The sequence below is a fragment of the Mesorhizobium sp. P3_A9 genome, assembly GCF_056402975.1.
On record NZ_JBFUGJ010000009.1, the window covers coordinates 12,677 to 37,168 of the forward strand.

Annotated in this window: 20 protein-coding genes; 14 read left to right on the forward strand and 6 right to left on the reverse strand. The window is 62.0% G+C overall.

The features are described from left to right. Positions 1-24: 24 nt before the first annotated feature. Entirely contained in the window at positions 25-507 is a 483-nt protein-coding gene (locus AC1DX0_RS03135; protein ID WP_477222440.1) for a MarR family winged helix-turn-helix transcriptional regulator, read from the forward strand. Positions 508-563: 56 nt separating this feature from the next. Further along, positions 564-2,126, forward strand: a complete 1,563-nt coding sequence (gene guaA / locus AC1DX0_RS03140; protein WP_477222439.1) for a glutamine-hydrolyzing GMP synthase — start codon at positions 564-566, stop codon at positions 2,124-2,126. Between the two features lie 397 nt (positions 2,127-2,523). Here guaA and AC1DX0_RS03145 read toward each other — a convergent pair whose 3' ends face one another. The 5 genes from AC1DX0_RS03145 to AC1DX0_RS03165 form a co-directional block, all read right to left on the reverse strand. After that, the gene (locus AC1DX0_RS03145; RefSeq protein ID WP_477222438.1) at positions 2,524-3,318 is read right to left on the reverse strand and encodes an N-acyl homoserine lactonase family protein; all 795 of its coding nucleotides are present in this window, start codon (positions 3,316-3,318) and stop codon (positions 2,524-2,526) included. A gap of 2 nt (positions 3,319-3,320) precedes the next feature. Further along, the gene (locus tag AC1DX0_RS03150) at positions 3,321-4,244 is read right to left on the reverse strand and encodes an NAD(P)-dependent oxidoreductase (protein ID WP_477222437.1); all 924 of its coding nucleotides are present in this window, start codon (positions 4,242-4,244) and stop codon (positions 3,321-3,323) included. A gap of 69 nt (positions 4,245-4,313) precedes the next feature. After that, positions 4,314-6,269, reverse strand: a complete 1,956-nt coding sequence (locus AC1DX0_RS03155; protein ID WP_477222436.1) for a (Fe-S)-binding protein — start codon at positions 6,267-6,269, stop codon at positions 4,314-4,316. 1 nt (position 6,270) lies between these two features. After that, a complete protein-coding gene (locus AC1DX0_RS03160) occupies positions 6,271-7,239 on the reverse strand; it encodes an electron transfer flavoprotein subunit alpha/FixB family protein (protein WP_477222435.1) in 969 nt (322 codons plus the stop codon). Positions 7,240-7,242: 3 nt separating this feature from the next. Beyond that, positions 7,243-8,007: an electron transfer flavoprotein subunit beta/FixA family protein gene (locus AC1DX0_RS03165; protein ID WP_477222434.1), complete on the reverse strand. Its 765-nt coding sequence runs from the start codon at positions 8,005-8,007 to the stop codon at positions 7,243-7,245. A 315-nt stretch (positions 8,008-8,322) separates the two neighbouring features. On the opposite strand from AC1DX0_RS03165, the gene AC1DX0_RS03170 reads away from it, so the two are divergent. From AC1DX0_RS03170 to AC1DX0_RS03220, 11 genes are all read left to right on the forward strand, one after another. Beyond that, the gene (locus AC1DX0_RS03170) at positions 8,323-9,534 is read left to right on the forward strand and encodes a substrate-binding domain-containing protein (RefSeq protein ID WP_477222433.1); all 1,212 of its coding nucleotides are present in this window, start codon (positions 8,323-8,325) and stop codon (positions 9,532-9,534) included. A gap of 74 nt (positions 9,535-9,608) precedes the next feature. Beyond that, positions 9,609-11,138: a sugar ABC transporter ATP-binding protein gene (locus AC1DX0_RS03175; RefSeq protein ID WP_477222432.1), complete on the forward strand. Its 1,530-nt coding sequence runs from the start codon at positions 9,609-9,611 to the stop codon at positions 11,136-11,138. After that, a complete protein-coding gene (locus tag AC1DX0_RS03180) occupies positions 11,135-12,085 on the forward strand; it encodes an ABC transporter permease (RefSeq protein WP_477222431.1) in 951 nt (316 codons plus the stop codon). The genes AC1DX0_RS03175 and AC1DX0_RS03180 overlap by 4 nt, the downstream gene beginning before the upstream one ends. A 2-nt stretch (positions 12,086-12,087) precedes the next feature. Beyond that, positions 12,088-13,056 carry an ABC transporter permease gene (locus AC1DX0_RS03185; protein WP_477222430.1) on the forward strand — a complete coding sequence of 323 codons (969 nt, stop codon included), beginning with the start codon at positions 12,088-12,090 and terminating at the stop codon, positions 13,054-13,056. A gap of 36 nt (positions 13,057-13,092) precedes the next feature. Continuing rightward, positions 13,093-14,766, forward strand: coding sequence for a GMC family oxidoreductase (locus tag AC1DX0_RS03190; protein ID WP_477222429.1), 1,674 nt, complete (start codon positions 13,093-13,095; stop codon positions 14,764-14,766). 1 nt (position 14,767) lies between these two features. Then, positions 14,768-15,175: a hypothetical protein gene (locus AC1DX0_RS03195; protein WP_477222428.1), complete on the forward strand. Its 408-nt coding sequence runs from the start codon at positions 14,768-14,770 to the stop codon at positions 15,173-15,175. A 29-nt stretch (positions 15,176-15,204) separates the two neighbouring features. After that, a complete protein-coding gene (locus tag AC1DX0_RS03200) occupies positions 15,205-15,582 on the forward strand; it encodes a carboxymuconolactone decarboxylase family protein (protein WP_109661499.1) in 378 nt (125 codons plus the stop codon). After that, positions 15,579-17,078, forward strand: a complete 1,500-nt coding sequence (locus tag AC1DX0_RS03205) for an aldehyde dehydrogenase (protein WP_477222427.1) — start codon at positions 15,579-15,581, stop codon at positions 17,076-17,078. The genes AC1DX0_RS03200 and AC1DX0_RS03205 overlap by 4 nt, the downstream gene beginning before the upstream one ends. A 26-nt stretch (positions 17,079-17,104) precedes the next feature. Next, the gene (locus AC1DX0_RS03210) at positions 17,105-18,607 is read left to right on the forward strand and encodes an aldehyde dehydrogenase family protein (RefSeq protein WP_477222426.1); all 1,503 of its coding nucleotides are present in this window, start codon (positions 17,105-17,107) and stop codon (positions 18,605-18,607) included. A gap of 14 nt (positions 18,608-18,621) precedes the next feature. Further along, complete coding sequence (locus AC1DX0_RS03215) at positions 18,622-19,536, forward strand: SMP-30/gluconolactonase/LRE family protein (protein WP_477222425.1); 915 nt, start codon at positions 18,622-18,624, stop codon at positions 19,534-19,536. A gap of 52 nt (positions 19,537-19,588) precedes the next feature. Then, a complete protein-coding gene (locus tag AC1DX0_RS03220; RefSeq protein WP_477222424.1) occupies positions 19,589-20,515 on the forward strand; it encodes a LysR family transcriptional regulator in 927 nt (308 codons plus the stop codon). A 306-nt stretch (positions 20,516-20,821) separates the two neighbouring features. Here AC1DX0_RS03220 and AC1DX0_RS03225 read toward each other — a convergent pair whose 3' ends face one another. Then, positions 20,822-21,541: a class I SAM-dependent methyltransferase gene (locus AC1DX0_RS03225; protein ID WP_477354252.1), complete on the reverse strand. Its 720-nt coding sequence runs from the start codon at positions 21,539-21,541 to the stop codon at positions 20,822-20,824. A 243-nt stretch (positions 21,542-21,784) separates the two neighbouring features. On the opposite strand from AC1DX0_RS03225, the gene AC1DX0_RS03230 reads away from it, so the two are divergent. Beyond that, on the forward strand, positions 21,785-24,457 hold the full coding sequence (locus AC1DX0_RS03230; RefSeq protein WP_477354255.1) for a glycosyltransferase: 2,673 nt from the start codon (positions 21,785-21,787) through the stop codon (positions 24,455-24,457). The last annotated feature ends 35 nt before the right edge of the window (positions 24,458-24,492 follow it).

Below are 24,492 nucleotides of genomic sequence, written 5' to 3' on the forward strand. Positions count from 1 at the left end.
TTGACTATATGGAGTCGCAATAAAGTGGTCAAGGAGCTTGACGAAAAAACCGAAGCGCTGCCCGACCACGTCGGCTGGCGCCTGTGGCAGGCAAGCCGTGCCTGGCAGGCCGAATTCGCTGCCGCGATGCGCATCGCCGGCCACGGCTGGTTCACCGAAGCGCGCGCCGGGCTGCTGGGACATATTCCTCGCGGCGGCATTCGTCAGGCGGCATTGATCGAGCGCTCGGCAATCTCCAAGCAGGCGGTCCAGCAATTGCTCGATGGTCTGGAGGCGGAGGGCGTGGTGCAGCGTCTGCCCGACCCGCGGGACGGGCGCGGCAAGCTTGTCGGCTACACGCGCAAGGGTCTGGATGCCTTGCGTGACGGCGACCGCATCAAGCTCCAGATCGAGCATGGCTATGTCGAGCGCATCGGCCAGAGGCGGTTCGCGGCGCTGATGGACGCTTTGCGGACACTCGACGCCGGGCAGGCGGACGCCAGCGATAAATCGGCCGGCGTTCAGTGAACGGCGCGGCTTTGTAACCCATTGCGCCGACTCGTTTCTTTCTCTAAACGCTCGCCATGACAACAGCCAATCACCCCGACACCGTCCTGATTGTCGATTTCGGCAGCCAGTTTACSCAGCTCATCGCCCGCCGCATCCGCGAGGCCGGCGTSTTTTCCGAGATCGTGCCGTTCCAGTCGGCCGAAGCMGCGTTCAARCGCATCAATCCCAAAGCCGTCATCCTGTCKGGTGGCCCGGCCTCGACGTCTGATATAGGCAGCCCCCGCGCGCCGCAGATCGTTTTCGACGCCGGCGTGCCGGTGCTTGGCATTTGCTATGGCCAGATGGCCATGTGCGTGCAGATGGGCGGTGTCGCCGAAAGCTCCAACCATCGCGAATTCGGCCGCGCCTTCGTCGAGATCGAGAAGGACAGCCCGCTGTTCGAGGGCCTGTGGGCGACCGGCCAGCGCCATCAGGTGTGGATGAGCCATGGCGACCGCGTCATCGCCTTGCCGCCGGGCTTCCAGGTTTTTGGCAAGTCGGAAAGCTCGCCCTTCGCCATCTTCGGCAATGTCGAGCGCAAGATGTACGGCATCATGTTCCACCCGGAAGTGGTGCACACGCCCGACGGCGCCAGGCTGCTCAGGAACTTCGTCCACAACATTGCCGGCATCGAAGGCGATTGGACGATGCGCGCCTACCGCGAACACGCGGTCGAAGCGATCCGCAAGCAGGTCGGCAAAGGCAAGGTCATCTGCGCGCTGTCGGGCGGGGTGGACTCGTCGGTTGCTGCGCTGCTGATCCACGAGGCGGTCGGTGACCAGCTCACCTGCATCCTTGTCGACCATGGCCTGATGCGCAAGGACGAGGCGGCCGGTGTGGTCGCGATGTTCCGCCAGCATTACAATCTGCCGCTGATCCTGGTCGATGCCTCCGAAAAATTCATCTCGGCGCTGGAAGGCGAGGTTGACCCGGAGAAGAAGCGCAAGACCATCGGCCGGCTGTTCATCGAAGTGTTCGAGGACGAGGCCAAAAAACTCGGCGGCGCCGATTTCCTGGCGCAAGGCACGCTCTATCCCGACGTCATCGAGAGCGTCTCCTTCACCGGCGGCCCGTCGGTGACCATCAAGTCGCACCACAATGTCGGCGGCCTGCCCGCGCGCATGAACATGCAACTCGTCGAGCCGCTGCGCGAACTGTTCAAGGACGAGGTGAGGGCGCTCGGCAAGGAGCTCGGCTTGCCCGAAAGCTTCATCGGCCGCCACCCGTTCCCGGGTCCGGGCCTCGCCATACGCTGCCCCGGCGGCATCACGCGCGAGAAGCTGGAGATCCTGCGCGAGGCCGACGCCATCTATCTCGACGAGATCCGCAAGGCCGGCCTCTACGATGCCATCTGGCAGGCCTTCGCCGTGCTGCTGCCGGTGCAGACCGTCGGCGTGATGGGCGATGGCCGCACCTACGAGTTCGTCTGCGCACTGCGCGCCGTCACCTCGGTCGACGGCATGACGGCGGACTTCTACCACTACGACATGGCCTTCCTCGGTGCCGCCGCCACCCGCATCATCAACGAGGTCCGCGGCATCAACCGCGTTGTCTATGACGTGACGTCGAAGCCGCCTGGTACAATCGAGTGGGAATGATTCAGGCCCACTTAAACGCCGCCGAAAATACGCCAGTCTGCGACGTAACGTACTGAAAACAAAAATAAATCCTTTCAGAAACAATCAGCGACAATCGGTGCGCTAGGATTGGCTTTGACGGACCGCTTGACGGACCTTCCCCATATTGCCCACCCAAATTTTTCTGAGTACCGTCAGAGTCAATGAGGCTCGTGACGGTACTTTTTTACCCATTAAGGCATTGAAGAAAAAGGGAATTTCCTGCCACGAAGCCTCTAAACTGTCCTGACGGTACTTTTCAGGAGGCGGTGGTGATCCTTGTCGCCTGGACGTCGTGGCTGGTGCCACTTCACACGAGATCTCTTGGTTTTTCCAAAATCTGCGGGATGCCGCGGAGACCTCTTGCCACCGCAATGCGTCAGCCTTGGGGCCGGTTCAACGCAACAATACCTTCGACGTCCTGGCGGCTACGCGCGAAGCGCTTCAGCACTAGCGGGTCGTGGCCAGGAACAATGTGAGCGGGGGAACTGGCGAGTTGTTTCATCCGCTCGACCCCGAAGATCACATCGCTCAGCCGGTCGAAGACCGGAAAAGGCTTTTCGCGTTCCATGTTGGCGTAGAAATGGGCCGCGTCGGACGCGATCACGACCGCGCCATTGTCGGTTTCCACACGCACCACCTGCAATCCGCGCGAGTGGCCGCCAACCTTGTGCAAAGTTATGCCGGGCGCRATCTGCGACTCCGGGTCATGAAAGCAGACCTTCCCCGCATACAGTCGCCGCACCATGGTGGTCACGTCTTCGGCCTCGAAGGGATGACGCATCGCATGGTGGCACATGCAGCGGCCGGTCGCGAATTCCATCTCCGCATCCTGCAGGTGAAAGGTCGCATTCGGGAACAGGTGATGGTTCCCGCAATGGTCGTAATGCATGTGGGAGATGATGACGTCGCTGACATCCGCATGATTGATGCCGATTGCCGCCAGGCCTTCATCGACGGGCCTGACGACACTGCGCCCGCGTTTGTCGCCAGTCGGCTTGTCGAAGCCGGTGTCGACGATGAAGGTACGCTTCTCCCCGACGATTGCCCAGACGAAGTAGTCGAGCGGCATGGGAACATCATGCGTGTCGCCGCCCAGGAAATTCTCGCCCGAGCGGCGCTCGAAATGGCCGTAGCGAACGGCATGGATTTCATAGCGTCCGGCATCACCCATGATCAGCTCGCTTTGGCGACATCTGTGGTCTGGGCCGAGCCGACTTCTACATGCGCCCATGTCTCGACCGTCTTGACCATACAGGTAAAATCGGAATCAGGCCCGTAGAGTTGGTTCGTCACGCTGAGCAGCTGGCGCACGGCACTGCCCACCACCATCGGCACGCCCATCGCCTCCGCCTCATCCACGCACAACCGTACATCCTTGAAGGACAGGCCGGTCGCGAAACCGAAATCGAAGGTGCGCGGCAGGACGGATTTTGGGAACTTGTCCTCGGTGGCGCTGTTGCGGCCGCTCGAGGCGTTGATGACGTCGATCATCACCTTGGGATCGAGGCCTGCCTTGACGCCCATCACGACCGCTTCGGAGGAGATCGCCAGTGCTGCCGCCGCAAGCAGGTTGTTGGCAAGCTTCATGGTCTGGGCGGAGCCCTGCACTTCGCCCATGAAGAATATCCGGCCGAAATTCTCGATCACCGGCCTTGCCGTTTCGAAGGCAGCCTTCGGCCCGGACACCATGACGGCGAGCGTGCCGTTGCGCGCTCCCTTCAATCCTCCGCTGACGGGCGCGTCGATCATGGCGATGTTCTTGGCTGACAGGCCCTCGGCAACCTTGGCGGCCGTCCGCGGACCCGTCGTCGAGATGTCGATGAAGATCCGGACCGCCTTGCCCTCGGCGATGCCGCCTTCGCCGAGCACCACCTTCTCCAGGATCTGCGGGCTAGGCAGACTGGCAAAGACGATCTCCGCAACATCGGCAACATCGCGCGCACCGGCGGCGGCTTTCGCGCCCGCATCGGTCAACTCCGCAACGGCTTTGCTGTCGACGTCGTAGACAGTCACTTCGTAGCCGGCCTTGATAAGACGGGTCGCCATCGGCGTACCCATTTTTCCAATGCCAACAAAGCCGATTTTCAGGGTCGACATGATCGCTCTCTCCTCATTCGGGGCCTATAGCCCATGGTGCTTGGTCTCGATCTCTTGGATCGTATTCCGTCAGGTCGTTTCCACTGTGGGCATTTCGAGCGCTTGGCCTGTTCGCGGCACGAGAAGCTCCGCTATGTCCACGACCTTCAATCTGTCGGCCACGCCGAGCGCATCGATCGCGGCGGTGTACATCACCTTGTCCTTCGGGCAGGCGACGACGAAATAGGCGACGTCGCCCAGGCTCAGTGCTTCACGGATGCGGCTCTCGCTCGGCCGCTCGGTCACGCCGTCGTCGCCTTGCCAGATGCGGCCGCCGCCGGCGCCGCAGCAGAAGGAATTCTCGCGACAGCGCGGCATGTCATGAAGCGTGTAGCCGGCGGCGCGGATCAGCGCGCGCGGCGCATCGAAGCCGCCATTGTAGCGCCCAAGATAACAGGGATCGTGATAGGTGACCCTGGCGCCGTCGGCGACATGCAGGTCGAGTTTTCCCGCCGCGATGAGTTCCGCCAGCAGCGCCGTATAGTGCAGCACCTCGAACGCCGCGCCGAAATGCCGATAGTCGTTCTTCAGCGCATTCAGGCTATGCGGATCGGTGGTCATGATCCGGTTGAAGCGACACGCATTGATCTCATCGATGTTGGACTGAGCGAGCGTCTCGAACAGACCTTCTTCGCCGGCGCGCCGCACGTCGTTGCCGCTGTTGCGCTCGGCATCGAAGAGAATGCCGAAGTCGACACCGGCTGCGGTCAGCAGTTCGGCAACCTTGCGGGTGATCTCCTGAACGCGCGGATCGTAGGAGGCGTAGTCTCCGACGAACCACAGAACGTCGACGGGTTCCTCGCGCGCGTCCTTGACCGGAAAGCCGAGCTCCCTGGTCCAACGCGCCCGCATCTTGGAAGGCTTGCCCATGGAATTGCCGAGACGGGTCAGGTTCGATAGCGCCTCCTGCAGGCCGGGGCTGACACGGCCTTCGTCGACCAGATGACGGCGCATGTCGATGATCTTGGGCAGATGCTCGATCTCGACCGGGCATGCTTCCATGCAGGCACGGCAGGTGGTGCAGGCCCACAGCGTCTCCTCGGAAATCACGCCGCCGACCAGCGGGGCCGCCGATGGTCCCGCGGCAAGCGCATCGCGCATGTCGGTGATCAGCAACTTCGGGCTGAGCGGCAGACCGGCAGCATAGGCTGGGCAGACCGCCTGGCAACGGCCGCATTCGGTGCAGGACAGAAGGTCGAGCTGCTGTTTCCAGTCGAACTGCGCCAGGCTGTCGATGCCTGGAGTTTCACGGGCCTGCGGGACCGCTGGCGCCAGGCCGCGCGGTTCGAGGCTGCGGAAGTAGATGTTGGGCGCGGCAAGGAACATGTGCCGGTGCTTCGAACCGGGGATATAGACAAGGAATGCCAGAATGGCGCCGACGTGAACCCAGTAGAACAGCTCTTCGCCCGCATGTGCCGACATGCCGGTACGATCGAGCAGTCCTGCCAGCGCCGACGCGACCGGCCGCCACGAGCCGTCGGCGCCACCGACTATGCGCGCCGCCGCCTCAAGCAGCAAGGACGCCACGATCAGAACGATCAGCACATAGATGATTGCCGCATCACTGCCGCTCGAGCCGTCGAAGCGGGCAGGCCTCAGCACATAGCGCTGATAGAGCGCAAGTCCGACGCCAACCAGCATCAGCACCGAAAAGATATCTTGCAACCAGGCGATCCAGGTCTCGCCGCCAATGGGGGCAAGCGAAAACCCCGGGAACAGCCGCGAGCCGAAGGCATCGATGGTGGCTGTGAACAGCACGAAGAACGAGATGAAGATGATTGCGTGCAGCACGCCGGAAAGCGGCTTGCGAAGCATTTTCCGATGCAGCCCGATCGCGACCATGACGCCTTCGAGACGCCGCATCGGCTGGTCGAAGCGGGCCGCGGCCGGCGCCTTGGCAAGAGCAAAGGCGTAGTGTCGCGCGCGCCAGCCCGTCAGGACCAGTGCTGCTATGACCAAAACCCAGAGTGGCAGGGTCGATGCCATCTCAGCGGCCAGAGCCGGCCCGCAGCCTGTCGCTCAGATTGGCGACGAGATCGAACAGGTCACAGGTGGCGCCATAATGCGCGACATTGAAAATGGGCGCCTTCGGATCRGTGTTGACGGCAATGATGAGGTCGGCCTGCGACATGCCTTCGAGATGTTCGGGCGCACCGGACACGCCGAGCGCCAGATAAAGCTTCGGCTTGACCTTCTGGCCGGATTTGCCGACCTGGCGCAGCTTTGGCAGCCAGCCATTGTCGACGACCGGACGGCTGCCGGCGATCTCCGCCCCCAGCATCGTCGCCAGATCGCGCGCAAGGTCGATGCTTGCCTCGTCGCCAATGCCTCTGCCCACGCACACGATCCTCTCGGCTGTCGTCAGATCGACGTCGGCATAGTCGGGCACGTCGATGGCCACCATCTTCACCTTGCCGCCGGTGAGCACGGGTTCGGCATCGATCGTGCGCACCCTCGCGGTCTCGATCGGACCAGCTGCTGCCTCCGCAAAGGCGCCCGGATTGATCATCAGGATCGCCGGCAGCCGCACCGCGCATTCAGCGAGGATCTTGCCGCCATACATCTGCGCGACGACCGTCAGGCTTTCGCCGTCCCGCTTGATTTCATTGACGTAGGAGATGAGCGGCCAGCCGGTTCTTGCCGCGATGTCGGCGGCCACATCCAGGCCGTTCGCCGAATAGGGCACCAGCACGAGGCTTGGGCTCTCGGCGGCGACGACGTCGCGCAGAAGTCGTGCATAGGTCTCGGCCGGAATAAGATCCGATGTTGCCACGCAGGCCGCGATCAACCGGTCGGCTGCGCCGAACGAAGCAGACGCTGCTTGCGCATCCCGGCCGGCGAAAAAGGCGACGACCTCATCGCCAGCCCTGGCGGCCGACCGCGCCGCGGCGATCATTTCGAGCGAGAAGGCTTCGATCTTGCTGGAGTGGCCTTCCGTACAGGCAATCAATTTCATGACTTAGTTCCTTGCCAGGCCTTTGGCTGCCAGGATGGTGACCAGACGATCCGCTACAGTCTCGGCATTKCCGCCCAGGTTCTCGCCAGCGCCGCCCTGGACGGGCAGACGCAATGTGGTGATCTCGGCGGAACGCTCGAAGCCTGACGATTCTGGAGTGGCGCGGCCGATGGGCGTCTTGGACGCCTCGCGAAGTTTGCTGCCGGAGACATAGCGCGGCGCCTTCGACGCCGTCTGCACGCCCAGCACCGCCGGCGTGGCCAACTCATAGGTGACGGCGACACCCGCGCCGCGCTCCTGCGTGACGCGAAGCACGGTGCCGTTCGCAACGATGCGGGCGGTTCCTGAAACGTGCGGCCAGTCGAGCAACGCACCGACATAAGGCGCGAGCTGGCCGAAGACATCCTCGGTGGATTGAACGCCGCACAGCACAAGGTCGGCCGACTTCGCCCGCGCCATCGCAGCGATGGACGCCGCGATCTCGCGTGAGGAGATCATGGCGTCCTCCTCGGATTGAAGCGCCACGACTTCGTCGGCGCCGCGCGCGGCAGCCATCTGCAGGACACGGTTGGCACCTTCGCCAACGGCGACCGCCGTCACCTTCGCGCCGCCGGCTTCCTTGAGCAGGATTGCTTCCTCGAGGGCATGATCGTCGAAATCGTTGAGCTGGAAATCCAGCCATTCCCGATCGATGCTGCGCCCGTCCTCGGCGAGCTGCAGCTCGCCTGCGGAATCCGGAATCATGCGCAAGACAACAAGAATATTCACGGCCTCTCCTCCGACGGAACGCACCTCAAGCGCCCGGCACCGGCTGCTAGATAAGTCGTATTCTTCGCTGCCCCCAATGGCGAAAAAGGTAATAGCAGCTATTACAAGACGGCAGATTGACGATCGTGGGTAATCGACTGCTAATTTGCGTCAAATCGCTCTCAATCGAATTTTCCTGAATTGGAGGGTATCAGGAAGATAGTCGTGCGGTTTGCCCGAGATATAAACATATATTCTTTGTTTATACTTTCTCGAGTGCGAGGATTTCTGAGGAGAATTTCAAACGCTCTGTCGAGCGTTCAGGAGGAGGAACCAATGTCAATAAAGAGCATCCTAGACCACAAGATATCACGCAAAAGCTTCATCAGGGGTATGCCGGCCGCCGCTGCGGCGATCGCCGCCGTGCCGGGGCTCCAGCTTGCACAGGCCACCCCGGCCGCCGCGGCCGAAGCCGAAACCAAGCCCGGCTACTATGGTGCGCCACGCACCTGGATGTGGAACCCTAATGCCAACAGCATGGTCGACACGTCGAAGTGGAAGAAGGCGGGTCCTTATACGATCGGCTTTTCCAATGCGTCGATTTCCAATGCCTGGCGCGTCGCCTTCCAGCATGGCGTCCTCTGGTCGGCCGGCCAGCATCGCGACGAGATTGCCCATCTGCTGGTCACCGACGCCAACGACGATCCCTCCAAGCAGATCGCGGACATCCAGGATCTGATCAGCCAGGGCGTCGATATTCTCCTCATTGCGGCCTCTACCGAGGACGCGCTCGATTCCGTCGTCGGCCGCGCCACGGAACAGGGCATTCCCGTGGTCATGGTCGATCGCAAGGTGAAGACGCCGGCAAACTACATCACCTACGTCACCGCATCCGATTGGGCACTGGGCCGTCTCGAGGCGCAGTGGCTGTGCGAGACGCTGGGCGGCAAGGGCAACATCGTCATGCTGCCGGGCATCGCCGGATCAAGCGTCGCGGAAATCCGCATCAAGGCGAACGAGGAAGTGTTCTCGAAGTTCCCCGGCATCAAGGTGCTGGAAAAGCAGTATTGCGACTGGAATCCGGCCACGGGCAAATCGGTGATGGCTGCGCTGATCCAGAAGCACGGCAAGGCTATCGACGGCGTGCTGTCCGACAGCGCGCTGCAGGGCTATGGCGCGATCGAGGCGTTCCTCGACGCCGGCTACAAGGACGGCGAATTTCCGCCGATTACCGGCGGTGACGTTGCGCGGATGTATCAGCTGGCCAACCAGCACAACATCAAGATGGTCGGCATCGACTATCCGACGTCGATGGGCATCACCGGCATCGAAACGGCGCTCGACGTGCTCAAGGGCATTTCGGTTCCCGACAAGGTCGAGGTCAGCTTCCAGGTGGTGACGTCGCCAGGCGCCGATACGGTGTCCGTCAAGGGCGACCGGCATCTGCTCGACCATGTCAGCATGAGTGACCCGGGCGACCTGTCGCCAAGCAACGGACTGCCGGCTGGGTACAACCCTAGCACGTTCAATCCCGACTATCCGAAGTGAGCCTCCCAGCTCAACCGGGTGTGCGTCCACGGACGCGCACCCGGGTGTGATTTGATTGTTTTGAGCGTCGGATAATGTCCATTTCTGTTATCGAACTCAGCCAGATCGAGAAGGAGTATCCCGGCGTAAAACCCCTGGACAAGGTTGATTTCGCCGTGCAGCCAGGCGAGATTCACGCCCTTCTCGGCGAGAATGGCGCGGGCAAGTCGACCCTTATCCGCGTCATGGGCGGGGCCGTGAAGCCGAATTCCGGCGCCATCACCTATCTCGGCAAGCGGGTCTCCTGGCAATCGCCAAAGGCAGCGCGAGCCGCCGGCATCCATGTCATTCATCAGGAACTTGCGCTTTTTCCCGAACTGTCGGTGGCCGAGAACATTCTGGTCGACGCACAGCCTCGCGGCCGGTTCGGGCTCATCTCCAATCGCGCCCGCCACGCCCGCGCCGCCGAAATCCTCGCCCAGCTCGGGGTCAGCATTCCCACGCACGCCAGGATCGACGAACTGCCGCTTGCCGACCAGCAGATGGTCGAAATTGCAAAAGCTCTGGTCGGCAAGGTCAGGCTGCTCATTCTTGACGAACCGACCGCTGTCATTGCTGGCCATGAGGTCGACCTTCTGTTCGAGAACATGCGCAGGCTGCGCAACGAGGGCGTCGGCATCGTCTATGTCTCGCATCGGCTCGAGGAGATTTTCGAGATCGCCGACCGGGTGACAATCCTGAAGGACGGTCAGGTCGTCGGCACGAGTCCGGTGGGAGAGATCAGCCGCGAAGAGATGATCACCAAGATGGTTGGCCGCCGCCTCAGCCAGATCTATCCGGCGCGGCGCGCGGCGCCGGCGGACGGGCCGGACATCCTCAGCGTTCGCAACCTGCGGGCCGGTCCGCGCGTGCGCGACGTCAGCCTGAGCGTGAAGGCCGGAGAGATCGTCGGCGTGGCCGGCATGGTCGGCTCGGGGCGCACGGAAGTCGCGGAGGCCATTTTCGGCGCGCGCGCCGTCGAAGGCGGGGTGATCGAGTTCGACGGCAAGCCGTTCCCAGGGAGAGTGCCGAAGGATGCCATCGCTGGCGGCCTCGGTTTTCTGACCGAGAACCGCAAGGACGAGGGCCTCTTTCTCGGCCTTCCGATTTCCGCCAACATTATGGCGCCGGACCTCCAAGGCATCACGAGATATGGCCTGATCGAGCGCTCGCGAGAGCGTGCGCTGGCCGAGCGCCAGATCCACGATTTTTCGGTCGCAACACCTTCGCCCGATGTGAAGGTCGGCAATCTGTCCGGCGGCAACCAGCAGAAGGTGCTGTTCAGTCGCTGGTCCAGGATCGCCAATCGGCTGCTCATCCTCGACGAGCCGACGCGCGGCGTCGATATCGGCGCCAAGGTCGAGATCTACCGCATCGTCCGGCGTCTGGCGGATTCGGGCGTCGGCGTCCTGATGATCAGTTCCGAACTGCCCGAAATCGTTGGTCTGTCCGACAGGGTCTTCGTGATGGCCCAGGGTCGCGTCGTGGGCGAAGTCGAAGGCGACGCTCTCGGCGAGGAGGTAATCATGGATCTCGCGGTAAGATCGATCGAGCGTCACAAGGCGACAGCGGAGGAGATCGCATGAGCGCCATCGCCATGGATATTCGCCGCAACCGGTTGACGATGTCGTACCTGATCGTCGCGGTGCTGCTGGTCGTGCTTGCTGTTGCCGGGGGTTTCCTGTCCGACCGCTTCCTCACCTGGCGCAACATCGGCAATCTGTTCCAGCAGCTTATCGTGTTGGGCATGGTCAGCCTTGGCCAAACCTTCGTCGTGCTGATGGGCGGCATCGATCTGGCGATCGGCTCGCTGGTGAGTGCTCTGACGGTCTTCCTGGCGAACTTCCTTGAATGGCGCCCTGATCTGGTCTGGCTTGCACTGCCGCTGGCATTGGTCGCTGCCACCGCCGTCGGCGCGCTCAACGGGCTGCTGACGGTCGTGCTGCGCGTCCATTCGCTGATCGTGACGCTCGGCATGTCCTCTGTCATTTTCGGCGCAACGCTGATGTATCGCAAGGAACCGGGAGGCTCCGTACCGCGTGCTTTCGCCGACGTTGCCTATGCCAAGGTCGCGGGCATTCCGGTCAGTGCCATCATACTCGTCGCCATTTTCGCCCTGGCTGGTCTTTGGCTGCAGCGGACGCGTTCGGGCCGCAGCATCTATTTCGTCGGCGGTGATCGGGAAGCGGCAAGGCTGAACGGCCTGCCCGTCGACCGCATCGTCGTGCTTGCCTACGCGCTGTCAGGCCTGTGCGCCGGCATCGCGGCGATTTTCCTCACCGCCCGCACCGGTGTCGGCGATCCGCGCATCGGTGCTGCGCTGACACTTCAATCGGTGACGCCTGTCGTTGTCGGCGGCACCATATTGGCCGGCGGCAGGGGTGGCGTGCTTGGCACGTTCCTCGGCGTGCTGCTGGTCACCATGCTCAACAACCTGCTGAATTTCGTGAACGTCTCGTCTTACTACCAGTGGGTCATCCAGGGTCTCATCATCATCATCGCGGTCGGCATCCACACTTCGAGGCGGAGATAACGATGGCGCCTCTCGACACTCCGATGCCACGCTCACGAGGCCTGTCGCTCGCGACCATCCTCGAACGCTACGGGCTCTTGATCTTCCTGGCGGTGCTGATGGCGGTCGCCGCGGCGGCGTCGCCGACCTTCCTGCGGCCGGCCAACCTGGTCAATGTGCTGACCATCGCCGCACCGCTCGGCATGGTCGTGATCGGCCAGACATTCGTGATCCTGGTGCGCGGGCTGGACCTGTCCGTGGCGTCGCTGATGGCCACGGTCGCCGTGCTCGCCACAGCCTTCAAGGCCACCACCAACGACGCCATTCCGCTGATCTTCCTGGCGGCGATCGTCTTCTCGGCCATTGTCGGCCTGCTGAACGGTTGGCTGGTGGCCAGGCGCAACGTCAGTCCGTTCCTGGCGACGCTGGCGATGATGATCATCCTGCAGGGTATTCGCTTCGCCTACACCGGCGGTGCGCCGATCAGCACTTTGCCGCCTGGCATGGGCTTTCTGGCCTCCGGCCGCATTCTTGGCGTTCCCGTCAACCTGATGACGCTGGCGGTGCTGGCGATTGCTTTCGGCATCGTGCTGCATCGCTCGCGCCTCGGCCGCGAAATATTCATGGTCGGAACCAATCCCAAGGCCGCGTTCCTCAACGGCGTCGCGCCCGATCGCGTGATCATCCTGTGCTACGTGATCTGCTCGGTCTGCGCGGGAATAGGCGGGCTGTTCCTGCTCGGCTATGTCGGCACCGTTTCGAACTGGGTCGGCCAGGGCTACGAACTGGACTCCATCGTCGCCGCCGTCATGGGCGGTGTCGCGCTGACCGGGGGGCGCGGCAACATCTTTGCGGCGCTGCTTGGCGTGGCCGTGCTGATGGTGATCAACAATCTCGTGCTGTTGCTCGGATTTCCGATCGAGATGCAGCTCATCATCAAGGGCATCATCATCATCGGCGCGGCGGCGTTTTACCGGACGCGCCTCGTCTGACACGATGTTGCCATTGGACCGCAAGGGAGGAAGAAAATGACCGTTGAAGTTCTGGCGGATCGCAGTGCACGGGCAAGGCGCGACGAGGAAGTCGATGTCGTGATTGTCGGCGCTGGTCCATCCGGCTCGGTCGCCGCACTTCATCTGGCGCGTGCCGGCATTTCCGTCGTCGTGCTCGAGCAGGGCGAATGGCCGGACTATGCCGACTATACCGGTGCCCGTCCCGAGCACGAGCTTGTCAGCACCAAGCTCTGGCATCCCAATCCCAACGTGCGCGACAACCCGAACGACTATCCCGTCGACACCTCGACGACGGACATCAACCCGCTGATGTTTGCCGGCGTCGGTGGCAGCGCGACGCTCTACGGCGCGCAGTGGATGCATTTTCTGCCGTCCGACTTCCGCGTCCGCTCGATGGATGGCGTGGCCGAGGACTGGCCGTTCACCTACGAAGACCTGTTGCCCTACCAGCTCGAGATCGAGCGCGAAGTGGGCGTTTCCGGCCTTGCCGGCGATCCGGCCTACCCGCCGCGCGGCGCCTATCCCTTTCCGGCGCTCCCCATGGGCTCCGTCGGCCAGCGCGGTGCGCTGGGCATGGAGAAGATGGGCTGGCACTGGTGGCCCGGCAGCAACGCCATCCCGTCGGAGAAGTTCGGCGAACTCAATCCCTGCGTGCGCCGCGGAACCTGTCTTACCGGCTGTCCGGAGGGCGCGAAATCGACGACCGACCGGTCGCATTGGCCGCTGGCCCTGAAGGCCGGCGCGCGGCTGGTCACCCGTGCCCGTGTCAAGGAGATCGAGACCAACGACCAGGGGCTGGCGACCGGTGTCGTCTATGTCGATGCGAACGGTCGCGATCGGCGCCAGCGCGCCAAGGTGGTGATCCTGTGCGCCAACGGCGTCGGTACACCCCGGCTGCTGCTGATGTCGGGTGGAGCCGGGAACCAGGACGGCCTTGCCAACTCGTCGGGCATGGTCGGCAAGCGGCTGATGATGCATCCTTTTGCAAGCGTACTCGCCTCCTACCAGGATCCGCTGGATTCCTGGCGCGGTCCTTTCGGCCAGCAGGTCTATTCGCTGGAATTCTACGAGACCGACGAAAGCCGCGGCTTTGTACGCGGCTCGAAATGGAACTGCATGCCGTCGGGCGGACCGGTCGGCGTATCCGGCGCGACCGGGTCCAAGGTCTATGTCGCCGAAAGCGGCCGGTTTCAGGATTTCTGGGGTGCCAACCTGCATGAAAATGTGGCGCGCCGCTTCGGCCACTCGCTGATCTGGGGCATCGTCGGCGAAGATCTTCCGGAGGAGAGCAACCAGGTGGTGCTGTCGAAGGATCTGGTGGATTCCGATGGCCTGCCGGCGCCGCAGATTGTCTACAAGGTCAACGAGAACTCCAACCGGCTGCTGAAGTTCAACATCGACCGCTGCCTGGAATCGGTGCGCGCCGCCGGCGCCATCGAGACGCTGGTTTCGACGCCGGTGCGTGAATCCGGCTGGCATCTCATCGGCACCACCGTCATGGGCGACGATCCGAAGCGCTCGGTCGTCGATCAATGGGGCGCCTGCCACGACGTGCCGAACCTCTACGTCATGGATGCGTCGACCTTCCCGACCTCGGGCGCCACCAACCCGACGGCGACCATCATGGCGGTCGCGCTGCGCAACACGCGCCGCATGATCGCCGAGCGCCGCAACCAGAAGGTGGCCTGACATGTCGAACCAGAACACTTTCTTCGCGCTCGCCGACTTCCTCATCCCCGCGCATGGCGAGATGCCGAAGTTCAGCGACGTCTGCGGTTACGCCGATGTCGAGAAGTCGCTGGATTTTCGTATTGATCTGAAGCCGGGCTTTGCGCGCGGCATCTCGGTCGATCCGGCCAACGGCGCCGAGGCTCGCCTGGAAAGCCTCAACAAGGAGGATGGCGAAGCCTTCTCGGCGATCAGCACCATTGCCATCGCCACCTACTATATGAGCCCGCGCGTGCGCGAACTGATCGGCTATCCCGGCCAGGAGAACGTCCCCTACGATTCGAAGGCGACGCAGATCTACCTGACCAACGGCTCGCTCGGCCACGTCATCGCGCGCGGCCGCAAATATCGGCCGACTCCCGGCCTTTGATCTCCCAATCAACCGGAAAGGACAATCCAATGGGCAAAGACGTATTCGACAAGGGTTTTGAAATCCGCAAATCGGTTCTGGGCGCCGAATTCGTCGAGAAATCCTTCGCCAGCGCCGACGATTTCAATCGCCCGCTGCAGGAACTCGTGACGGAATATTGCTGGGGTGCCGTCTGGGGCCGCGACACGCTCGACAAGAAGACTCGCAGCATGCTGAACCTCGCCATGCTTTCCGCGCTCAATCGTCCGCATGAGCTGAAGATGCATGTGAAGGGCGCGCTGACCAACGGCGTGACCAAGGACGAGATCCGCGAAGTCCTTCTACAGGTCGTGATCTATGCCGGCGTGCCCGCAGGCGTCGATTCCTTCCGGGTGGCACGCGAAGCGATGCAGGAAGTCGGAGCATGACAACCCGTCCGCCGCTCGCCACGGAAAAACTCTCCATGCTGATCGGCGGCCGCTCGGCCGCCGCGCAGTCAGGGGATTTTTTCGAGTCCTTCGATCCTTTCACCGGCAAAGCTTGGGCGCTGGTTCCGCGCGCCGGCGTCGCCGATGTGGATGCGGCCGTTCAGGCAGCCGCGGCCGCCTTCCGCGGCGAGTGGCGGACGATGAACCCAAGCGCGCGTGGGCAGATCATGACGCGCTTTGCAGAGCTCGTGGCGGAGGAGGCCGAAAACCTGGCCGTTCTCGAAACCCGCGACAACGGCAAGCTGATCAATGAAATGCGGATGCAGTGCAAATACATTCCGCAATGGTTCCGCTTCTTTGGCGGTCTCGCAGACAAGATCGAGGGACGGGTCATCCCGATCGACAAGCCGGGCGTGTTCAACTACACGCGCCGCGAACCCCTCGGGGTTGTAGCCGCGATCACGCCGTGGAACTCTCCCTTGATGCTGGCGACGTGGAAGCTTGCCCCAGCGCTCGCCGCCGGCAACACGATCGTCTGGAAGCCGTCGGAATTCTCCTCGGTGTCGGCATTGTTCTTCGGCCGGCTTTTCGAGAAAGCCGGCTTTCCCAAGGGCGTCGTCAACATCGTCACCGGCTTCGGTCACGAAATCGGCGACCGCCTCGTCACCCATCCCGATGTCGCCAAAGTGGCCTTCACCGGCGGCGACGCGACCGGCCGCCGCGTCTACCAGGCTGCCGCTGGCGGGCTCAAGAAGGTCACGCTCGAACTCGGCGGCAAATCCGCCAACATCGTCTTTGCCGACGCCAAGATGGAGGCCGCCATTCCCGGCCTCGTTTCCGGCATTTTCGCCGCGACGGGGCAGACCTGCATCGCCGGTTCGCGCGCGCTTGTGCAGCGTTCCGTCTACGACCAGGTGACGGAAACACTGGTCGCCTTCGCCAGGACCGCGAAGATCGGTGATCCGCTCGATCCCGAGACCCAGGTCGGTCCGATCACCACCTTGCCGCAGCGCGCGAAAGTGCTCGATTACATCGGCATCGCCAACGGTGAGGGCGCCGCGCAATTGCTCGGCGGCAAGATACCCGAGGACACATCGATCGCCGACGGCTGGTTCGTCGAGCCGACGATCTTCGGTAACGTGAAGCAGTCCATGCGCATCGCCCAGGAAGAGGTCTTCGGACCGGTGCTATCGGTCATTCCCTTCGAGGATGAGGACGAGGCGGTGGCCATCGCCAACGACACCATCTACGGGCTTGCGGCCGGAATGTGGACTCAGGACCTCGGTCGGGCGATCCGCCTGCCCGAGCGGCTCGAGGCCGGCAGCGTCTGGGTCAACATGTACCGCGCCACCAGCTATCTCTCGCCTTTCGGCGGCTACAAGCAGTCGGGCATCGGCCGCGAGAACGGCCAGACCGCCATCTACGAATATCTTCAGGAAAAAAGCATCTGGATCGATGCCGGGAATTCCATTCCCGCACCGTTCGTCCAGCGCTGACCGACCAGATGCTTCGGGAGGAACCCATGACCATACGTTTCGATGCCGTGCCGCCACTCGATCCCAAGGTGGCGGCGTTCGTCGGCGGCAAGCATGCGATGCTGATCGGCAACGCGTGGCTCCCGGCGGCCTCGGGAAAGACGTTGGACGTGGACGATCCTTCGAACGGCCGGATCATTGCTGCCGTGCCGGCTGGCGACAGCGCCGATGTCGATCTGGCGGTCAAGGCCGCGCGGACGGCGATCGACGGTCCCTGGTCGAAAATGGTGCCAGCCGAGCGCGCGAAGTTGATCTGGAAACTCGCCGATCTGATCGATGCCAATGTCGATATGCTGGCAACGCTCAATTCCTATGAGAGCGGCAAGCCGATCGGCGATTCCCGCAATGGCGAGGTGCCGTTCACGGCCGAGACGTTCCGCTACTATGCGGGATGGGCCACCAAGATCAACGGCGAGACGATGACCATCAACGCGCCGGGTGATTGGCACGCCTACACCCGCCGCGAGCCGGTCGGCGTCGTCGGCCAGATCATTCCGTGGAACTTCCCGCTCAGCATGTTGGCCTGGAAGGTGGCACCGGCCCTGGCGGCCGGCTGCACGATCGTGCTCAAGCCAGCCGAGCAGACACCCCTCGGCGCGCTCTATTTCGGCCAGCTGGTCCAGGACGCCGGCTTTCCGGAAGGCGTGGTCAACATCCTGACCGGCTTTGGCGAAACCGTGGGTGCGGCGATGGCGGCCCATCCCGATATCGACAAGGTGGCTTTCACCGGTTCGACCGAAGTCGGCCGGCTGATCGCCCGCGCCGCGACCGGCAATCTCAAGAAGGTCAGCCTCGAGCTTGGCGGCAAGGCGCCGACCATCGTGCTGGGCGACGCCGATATCGACATGGCTGTGGCGGGAGCCTCGAGCGCGGCATTCTTCAATGCCGGGCAGAGCTGCGGCGCGGGAACGCGTTTCTTCGTTCACAAGAAGATCTACGACAAGGTCATGTCCGGGATCGCGGCGCGCGCCGAGAAGCTGAAGCTCGGCGCCGGGCTTGATCCCTCAACCGAGCTTGGCCCCGTCGTCTCACAGCAGCAGATGGAACGCATCACCAGGCTGATCTCCGAAGGCAGGAGCGACGGCGCCGAGATCGTCACCGGTGGCGCGCGTGCCGGCGACGTCGGCTATTTCGTCAAGCCGACGGTCATTTCCCGCACGCGGCCGGAAATGTCGGTGATCCGCGAAGAGATATTCGGGCCAGTGGCCTGCGCTATGCCGTTCGACGACGAGGATCTGGACAACCTCGCCAAGGACGCCAACGATACAGAATATGGCCTTGCCGCATCGATCTGGACCAACAATCTGGGCACCGCGCATCGGTTGGCCGCGAAGATCAAATCCGGCACGGTCTGGGTGAACTGCCATAACTTCAACGACGTCACCATGCCGTTCGGTGGGTTCAAGCAATCGGGCTGGGGGCGAGAACTTGGCGAACAGGCGCTCCAGCTTTACACCGAGACCAAGACCGTCGCGATCCGGCTGCCATAGGCGAGGGGCGGCCGATGTCCTGCTACGAGACGATCGATGCGCGGTTCGGGGATCTGATCGACCCTGTCGCATTCCTCGAAACCATCCATACGGGAAATCGTTGGGCGGAGGGACCGGTTTATTTTGCCGACCTTCGCTCTCTGATCTGGAGTGATATTCCCAACGACCGCATGCTGCGCTGGGACGAGGACACGGGGGCGGTTTCGCTGTTCCGAAGCCATGTCTCCAACCCGAACGGCAACACGCGCGATCGCAACGGAAGGCTGGTCACCTGCATGCAAGGGGAGCGTCGCGTCGTGCGCACCGAATGGGACGGCTCGATCACCGTGCTGGCCGCCTCTTTCGATGGCAAGCCTTTGAACTCGCCGAACGACGTAGTCGTGAAATCCGACGGCAGCATCTGGTTCACCGATCCTAATTACGGGATCATTTCAGACTATGTCGGGCGCAAGGGCCTGCAGGAGCAGGCTGGCTGCCACGTCTATAGGATCGACCCGCAGTCGGGGATGATCACAGTCGTTGCCGATGATTTCTCAATGCCGAACGGGCTCGCCTTCTCGCCTGACGAGAAGCACCTTTATATTTCGGACTCCGGCTTTCTCACCGATCGCAGCGCTCCGCATCACGTCAGGCAGTTTGACGTCGACGGCGACAGATTGGTAAATTCTCGCGTCTTCGCCGACATATCACCTGGCATTCCGGATGGCTTTCGCGTTGATATCGCGGGCAATCTCTGGATCAGCGCATGGGATGGCGTACAATGCCATACGCCCGAAGGTGAACTCATCGGGAAAATTCAGGTGCCGGAGATGGTTGCGAACCTGGCCTTTGGTGGGCCGCGCAACAATCGGCTGTTCATCACGGCGACAACATCGGTCTATGCCGTGTTCCTGAATGTTCGAGGCCAGAAGTACCCGTTCGGCACGTGACACCATTGGGGGAGCATGGAAGCGCCGCAGCAGCGGATGGTTAGGGTGAAAGTTGGACACGAAGCAGCTACAGGTATTCATCGCCGTCGGTGCGGCTGGCAGCTTCTCCAAGGCCGCGCTCGACCTCAATGTCACCCAGCCTATGGTCACGCGTCATATTCGCGGGCTTGAGGAGGAACTCGGCGTCGAGCTGTTTTATCGCAACGGCCGCGGTGTCGTGCTGACCGAGGCGGGCGTGCTTTTGAAGGCCCATGCCGACGAGATCGTCGAGCGGATGCGGCTGGCGCATAATGCCGTCTCGAACCTCAAATCCTCGCCGAAGGGAAGGTTGGTGCTGGCCGTGCCGCCTTCGGTCGGCACCGTGCTGACGGTGCCGCTGGTCAAGAAGATCAAGAACGAGTTTCCCAATGTCGCGCTGCAGGTGATCGAAGGTTTCAGCGGCCATATCCTGGAATGGCTGATCGCTGGTCGCATCGATGCCGCCGTGCTCTACAATTCGCCGAACCATCCTTCCGTGCTGACCGAACCGCTGGCCGATGACGAACTGTTTCTGATCGGACCGGTCTTGTCCGAGCGCGTGCTGCCGCGCGGGCCGGTCGGCCTCAACATCTTCGCCGAACTGCCGATGATACTGCCCAGCCGCCCGCACGGGCTGCGGCGGCTCATCGACAATACCCTGGCGGAGCATGGCATCTATCCGCGTGTCGAGATGGAACTGGAGGCGATGCCTTCAACCTTGCTGCTTGTCGAGGAGGGTACTGGCTATACGGTTCTGCCCTATGCTTCCGTGCATCTCCTTGTCGAGGCTGGCCGCATCGAGGTCTGGCCATTCGACCCGCCGATTACCCGACAGCTGATCCTCGCGACCTCCTCGCAGCGACCGATGTCCTCGAACTTTCGCCCACTCTTCCGCGCGGTGCGCACGGAACTGCGAGACATCATTTCCACCCACATCTGGAAACCATTGACGCCATCTTGAAAACCGATGGGCTCGGACTTGCGTCCATGGTGCAGATAGAAGCGTCGGCGGCGACGTTCGGTTATCATTGTTCGTCGATTCGATGGCTGCGTGAGCCTGACGTATTCATCAGATCCAGATGACTCTTGCGATGTCTTGCATAGAGATGTCTGCATTTTGCCGATTTGTCCGCAGCCGGGACCGCCGCTTCCGGCCTTTTACGCCCTTCCTGCAACTCGCATGCGCCTTTTTCTTCCCGTAACGTTGATTCGCAGGCTGGACGTTGTCCTGCGGCTATCCATTTTTGCCAGCCGACGCCGTTGGCGGTTAACCCGGAACCAAGCCGTAAGCGAGGTCCATCTTCTTGGTGTTTGTCTTGAAGCGAGAGCTATCGACCAGCAGGCGCTTGCCCCAGCTATCCTCTCTCCTCATATGGAAGCCTGTATCCCGCAATATCGCAAAGAGACATTCCCTGTTGGGCACCCAGAAGTTGGTGATGTCGTTCGCCAGAGTGCCCGCTTCGTAATATCGCGCCACCGCCACACCCGGCATCAGTTCCGGCTCAAACTGCGTTTCGACAAGCAGGCGGCTACGGCACAGTCGCGCTACGATATCGAGCGCGCGTATCATGTCGGGCAGGTGATAAAGGACACCTAGAAACAGCACGAGGTCGAATTCGCCAAGATCCGAAGCGGGTATGTCGTACAGGTTCATCTGCCTGTAATCGAACTCCAGGCCGGTAAGGCGCTCCATGGCCCCAAATCCATGACCATCCTTGGCCCGGTAGTMGATTGCCGTGACCTGGGCTCCACGACGCGCCATGTTCATGGAAAAGAACCCATCCGAAGGGCCGATGTCCAACGCCCGCATGCCGGTCATATCGGTCGGCAACTGCAGTTTTTCGAGTAGAAATTGGGGATCGTAGCTGCCTGGAGTGACCACCCCGGGGAACACTTCGAACTTGTGATGCCAGTGCGTCACTTTTGAAACGATCGCTTGGGCGCGCTCCCTTTCAGCCGAACTCGACGCTGGTGCTTGGTAGTGCATCTCTCTAATCTCCAACCAAGGTCCTGCGTCAATCAGGAGATGAAGGTTTGATCCAAAAGTGCCACGTCGGTCACGACACTGCCAGGCGACTATGCATGCGCACCCTGTCGTTGCCAACAGACCAGCCGAATTCCTGCGGGGTCTCACCGATGTTGAACCAAAAGCGCTTGGGCGTCATGCGCGCGTGAAGGTCGACCACATCCGCTCCGCCCGGCCCCGCAAGCATTTATCGTTGGAAATATCGTGACCCGCAGAACCGCCATAGTCGTCGTTGGAATGCATCGCAGCGGTACGTCCGCCTTGACGCGAATGCTCAGCCTTCTGGGAGCATCATTGCCGCGCAACCTCTATGGTGAGGAACTGGGCAATGTGTCAGGCCATTGGGAACCCGAAGCTGCAATTCGTCTCAACGACCAGATCCTGGATCTGGCTGGATCGCCGGTGAACGATGTCAACGGACCGTCTCCCGCCTGGCTGGAAACGCCTGCCGCGACAGCCTTCGTCGACACGCTGAAGGACCTGATCTCCGCTGAATACGGAGACGCTCCGCTCTTCGTGTTGAAAGACCCACGCATCGCACTGGTGTTCCCGCTTTGGGAGGCCGCGTTGGCCAAGCTCGATATACGCTGCGTTGCCGCAATTATTTCGCGCAATCCGGCAGAAGTCGCACTGTCGCTGGCGAAGCGCCAGGGCCTGGCGGGAGATAGCCAGCCCTGGTCCTTGGAGCGCGGCGGTCTGGTGTGGTTGCGCTACAATTTGGCGGCAGAGGAGCATACGCGGTCGATCAACAGGGCGTTCTGCGATTATTCGCAGCTGCTTGACGACTGGAGATCAGTCGCAGCCCGCCTCGGCGATGAACTCGACATCCGGTGGCCGGTGTCCATCCCTGACGCTGCCTCCGATATCGACAGTTTTCTGTCGCAGGAGCTCCGACACCATCGCGAGTCCGATGACCTTGGCTCGAGCCCGGGGATCTGGACGACATGGATAGCGCCGGTGTTCGCGGAGATGCGCGGCGCCGGTCGGGGCCACCCTCTCGATCGTGCCGTTTTCAGCGCGGTAAGGCAGTCGTTCGATGAAGTCTATGAATGCATCCRGCATCCTGCCTCGCACCAATCCATAGTTCGCAGCACCCAGCGTTGCATAAGAGTCATGCGTCGTGGGAAGGGCCGACGAAGAGTATGTCTTGTCGGCGATCTGTTTTGGAAGCCTGCCCCCGGCACCAAGGATGAGAGAGCCGCAATCGACGCTGCCATTGCCGCGGACATCGATATTTCTATCGTCGAAATCGGCACTTTCCAGTCAGCTGATGTCGACTCCTTTGCCGAGTTCGCCCAAAGCCGTGGCTTCGACGTTGAATATCTCGGTATCGATGACMCTCCAATCCAGCCCTCGTTCCTGGCATCGACAATCCAGTTGCTCAGATACGCCCGCGGCCAGGCATTCGATGCAGTTCTTTTCCAGGATCGGGATGGCCTGGCCTACGCCAGTGCCATCGCCAATCAGACAGATCTGGCCTTTGACGGAGTGCCGCTCGCCGTCGTGGCCATGGGAAGCTCTGGTCGCACCCGGCAGCAGCAAGGCGAGTTTCCCTCAAACCTGATGACGATCGGCATCGAGCATCTGGAGAAAATGGCGTTCGAGTTTGCCGATTTCGTCATCCTGCCGCGTCCCGAGATCGCGCAATGGATGACCGAGCAAGGATGGCGAACGGCCTCAACGCTCTCAATCGGCGATGAGACGCCCGAAAACGATTGGTTTCGTGCTTTTCAACAGATCCTGCCGATGAAAGCCGGAATTTCGGTCAAGCAAACGCCGCGTAGGGATGCAGCCGACACCACTGTGCTGATTACGTCTTACGAGCAACCACGCCTTTTGGAACAGAACTTACAAGGCCTGATGCAGCAGACGGAGAAGGGCTTTTCCGTTGTCGTGGTCGATGACGGAAGCAGAGGCGTGGAGGCCCGGGAATATCTGGAGACGGTCGAGGATCGGTTTCGCCCGCTGAACCTGAAATTGATAAGGCAGGAGAACAGGTACCTTGGCGCCGCGCGCAACACCGGCATACGGGCGGCGGCGACCGAGTTCGTCATCCTGCTTGACGACGACAACGTGGCGTTTCCAGACATGGTCGGGACCCTTTGCAGTGCCGCCCGAACGTCCAAGGCCGATGTGGTGACCTGTGGAATCAAACATTTCCATGATGAAACCCAGCCACCAGACGCTGCGACGCATGGGAATGGAACGGAGCATTATTTTTCGGCAGGCCCAGTTCTCCTCGGCGCCATCCACAACTGCTTCGGCGACTGCACGGGCATTTATCGAACTGACATATTTGGCCAGGTCGGTGGCTTCCACGAAATCCACGGCGTCACTTACGAAGACTGGCAGATGCATCTGCGAATTGCCGTCGCGGGATTCCGTATCCTGAGCCTGCCTGAGCCTCTGCTTTRGTACCGGATACGCAAGGCCAGCATGCTACGCTCGACGCGGCCCTACACAAATGCACGCGTGATAGCGTCCGTGATCGACTCGCTACCGTCTTCGGCCCTGGCTCCCCTTGGCGACTACCTTATCGGCACGGAGTTGGAGCAAAGCAGGCTCAACGGGGATCTGGAACGGCTTGGCGTTCGAGCAGCGCTTGAGCGACAGATCACTCAGGCGATTATGGCCACCGGCTTGACGGGCGAGGTCGGCCGATATGTTGGCAGCTTGCAGGCTGCCTTGGAAGAGCGCTCGAAAAGCGCTTCGGAGGCCGCTCGCTACGCGAACTCCCTGGAACGCGCGTTAGCCGAGATGCGGGCCGCGAATGAAACCGCAACCGAATATGCGAAGAGCCTCGAAAAGTCGCGGGCCGAGATGGAAACCTACGCCAAGACGCTCGAGGCCGAACTGAAGAAAATCAACTCCGGCTAACAGGCGTTGACAGGCCGGCATCCCTTGGAACAGTA

Coding starts and splice junctions, on each gene's coding strand:
- AC1DX0_RS03195 (WP_477222428.1), top strand. CDS start 14,768: ATGTCGAACCAGAACACTTTCTTCGCGCTCGCCGACTTCCTCATCCCC.
- AC1DX0_RS03190 (WP_477222429.1), top strand. CDS start 13,093: ATGACCGTTGAAGTTCTGGCGGATCGCAGTGCACGGGCAAGGCGCGAC.
- AC1DX0_RS03155 (WP_477222436.1), bottom strand. CDS start 6,269: ATGGCATCGACCCTGCCACTCTGGGTTTTGGTCATAGCAGCACTGGTC.
- AC1DX0_RS03175 (WP_477222432.1), top strand. CDS start 9,609: ATGTCCATTTCTGTTATCGAACTCAGCCAGATCGAGAAGGAGTATCCC.
- AC1DX0_RS03170 (WP_477222433.1), top strand. CDS start 8,323: ATGTCAATAAAGAGCATCCTAGACCACAAGATATCACGCAAAAGCTTC.
- AC1DX0_RS03205 (WP_477222427.1), top strand. CDS start 15,579: ATGACAACCCGTCCGCCGCTCGCCACGGAAAAACTCTCCATGCTGATC.
- AC1DX0_RS03180 (WP_477222431.1), top strand. CDS start 11,135: ATGAGCGCCATCGCCATGGATATTCGCCGCAACCGGTTGACGATGTCG.
- AC1DX0_RS03150 (WP_477222437.1), bottom strand. CDS start 4,244: ATGTCGACCCTGAAAATCGGCTTTGTTGGCATTGGAAAAATGGGTACG.
- AC1DX0_RS03200 (WP_109661499.1), top strand. CDS start 15,205: ATGGGCAAAGACGTATTCGACAAGGGTTTTGAAATCCGCAAATCGGTT.
- AC1DX0_RS03210 (WP_477222426.1), top strand. CDS start 17,105: ATGACCATACGTTTCGATGCCGTGCCGCCACTCGATCCCAAGGTGGCG.
- AC1DX0_RS03215 (WP_477222425.1), top strand. CDS start 18,622: ATGTCCTGCTACGAGACGATCGATGCGCGGTTCGGGGATCTGATCGAC.
- AC1DX0_RS03185 (WP_477222430.1), top strand. CDS start 12,088: ATGGCGCCTCTCGACACTCCGATGCCACGCTCACGAGGCCTGTCGCTC.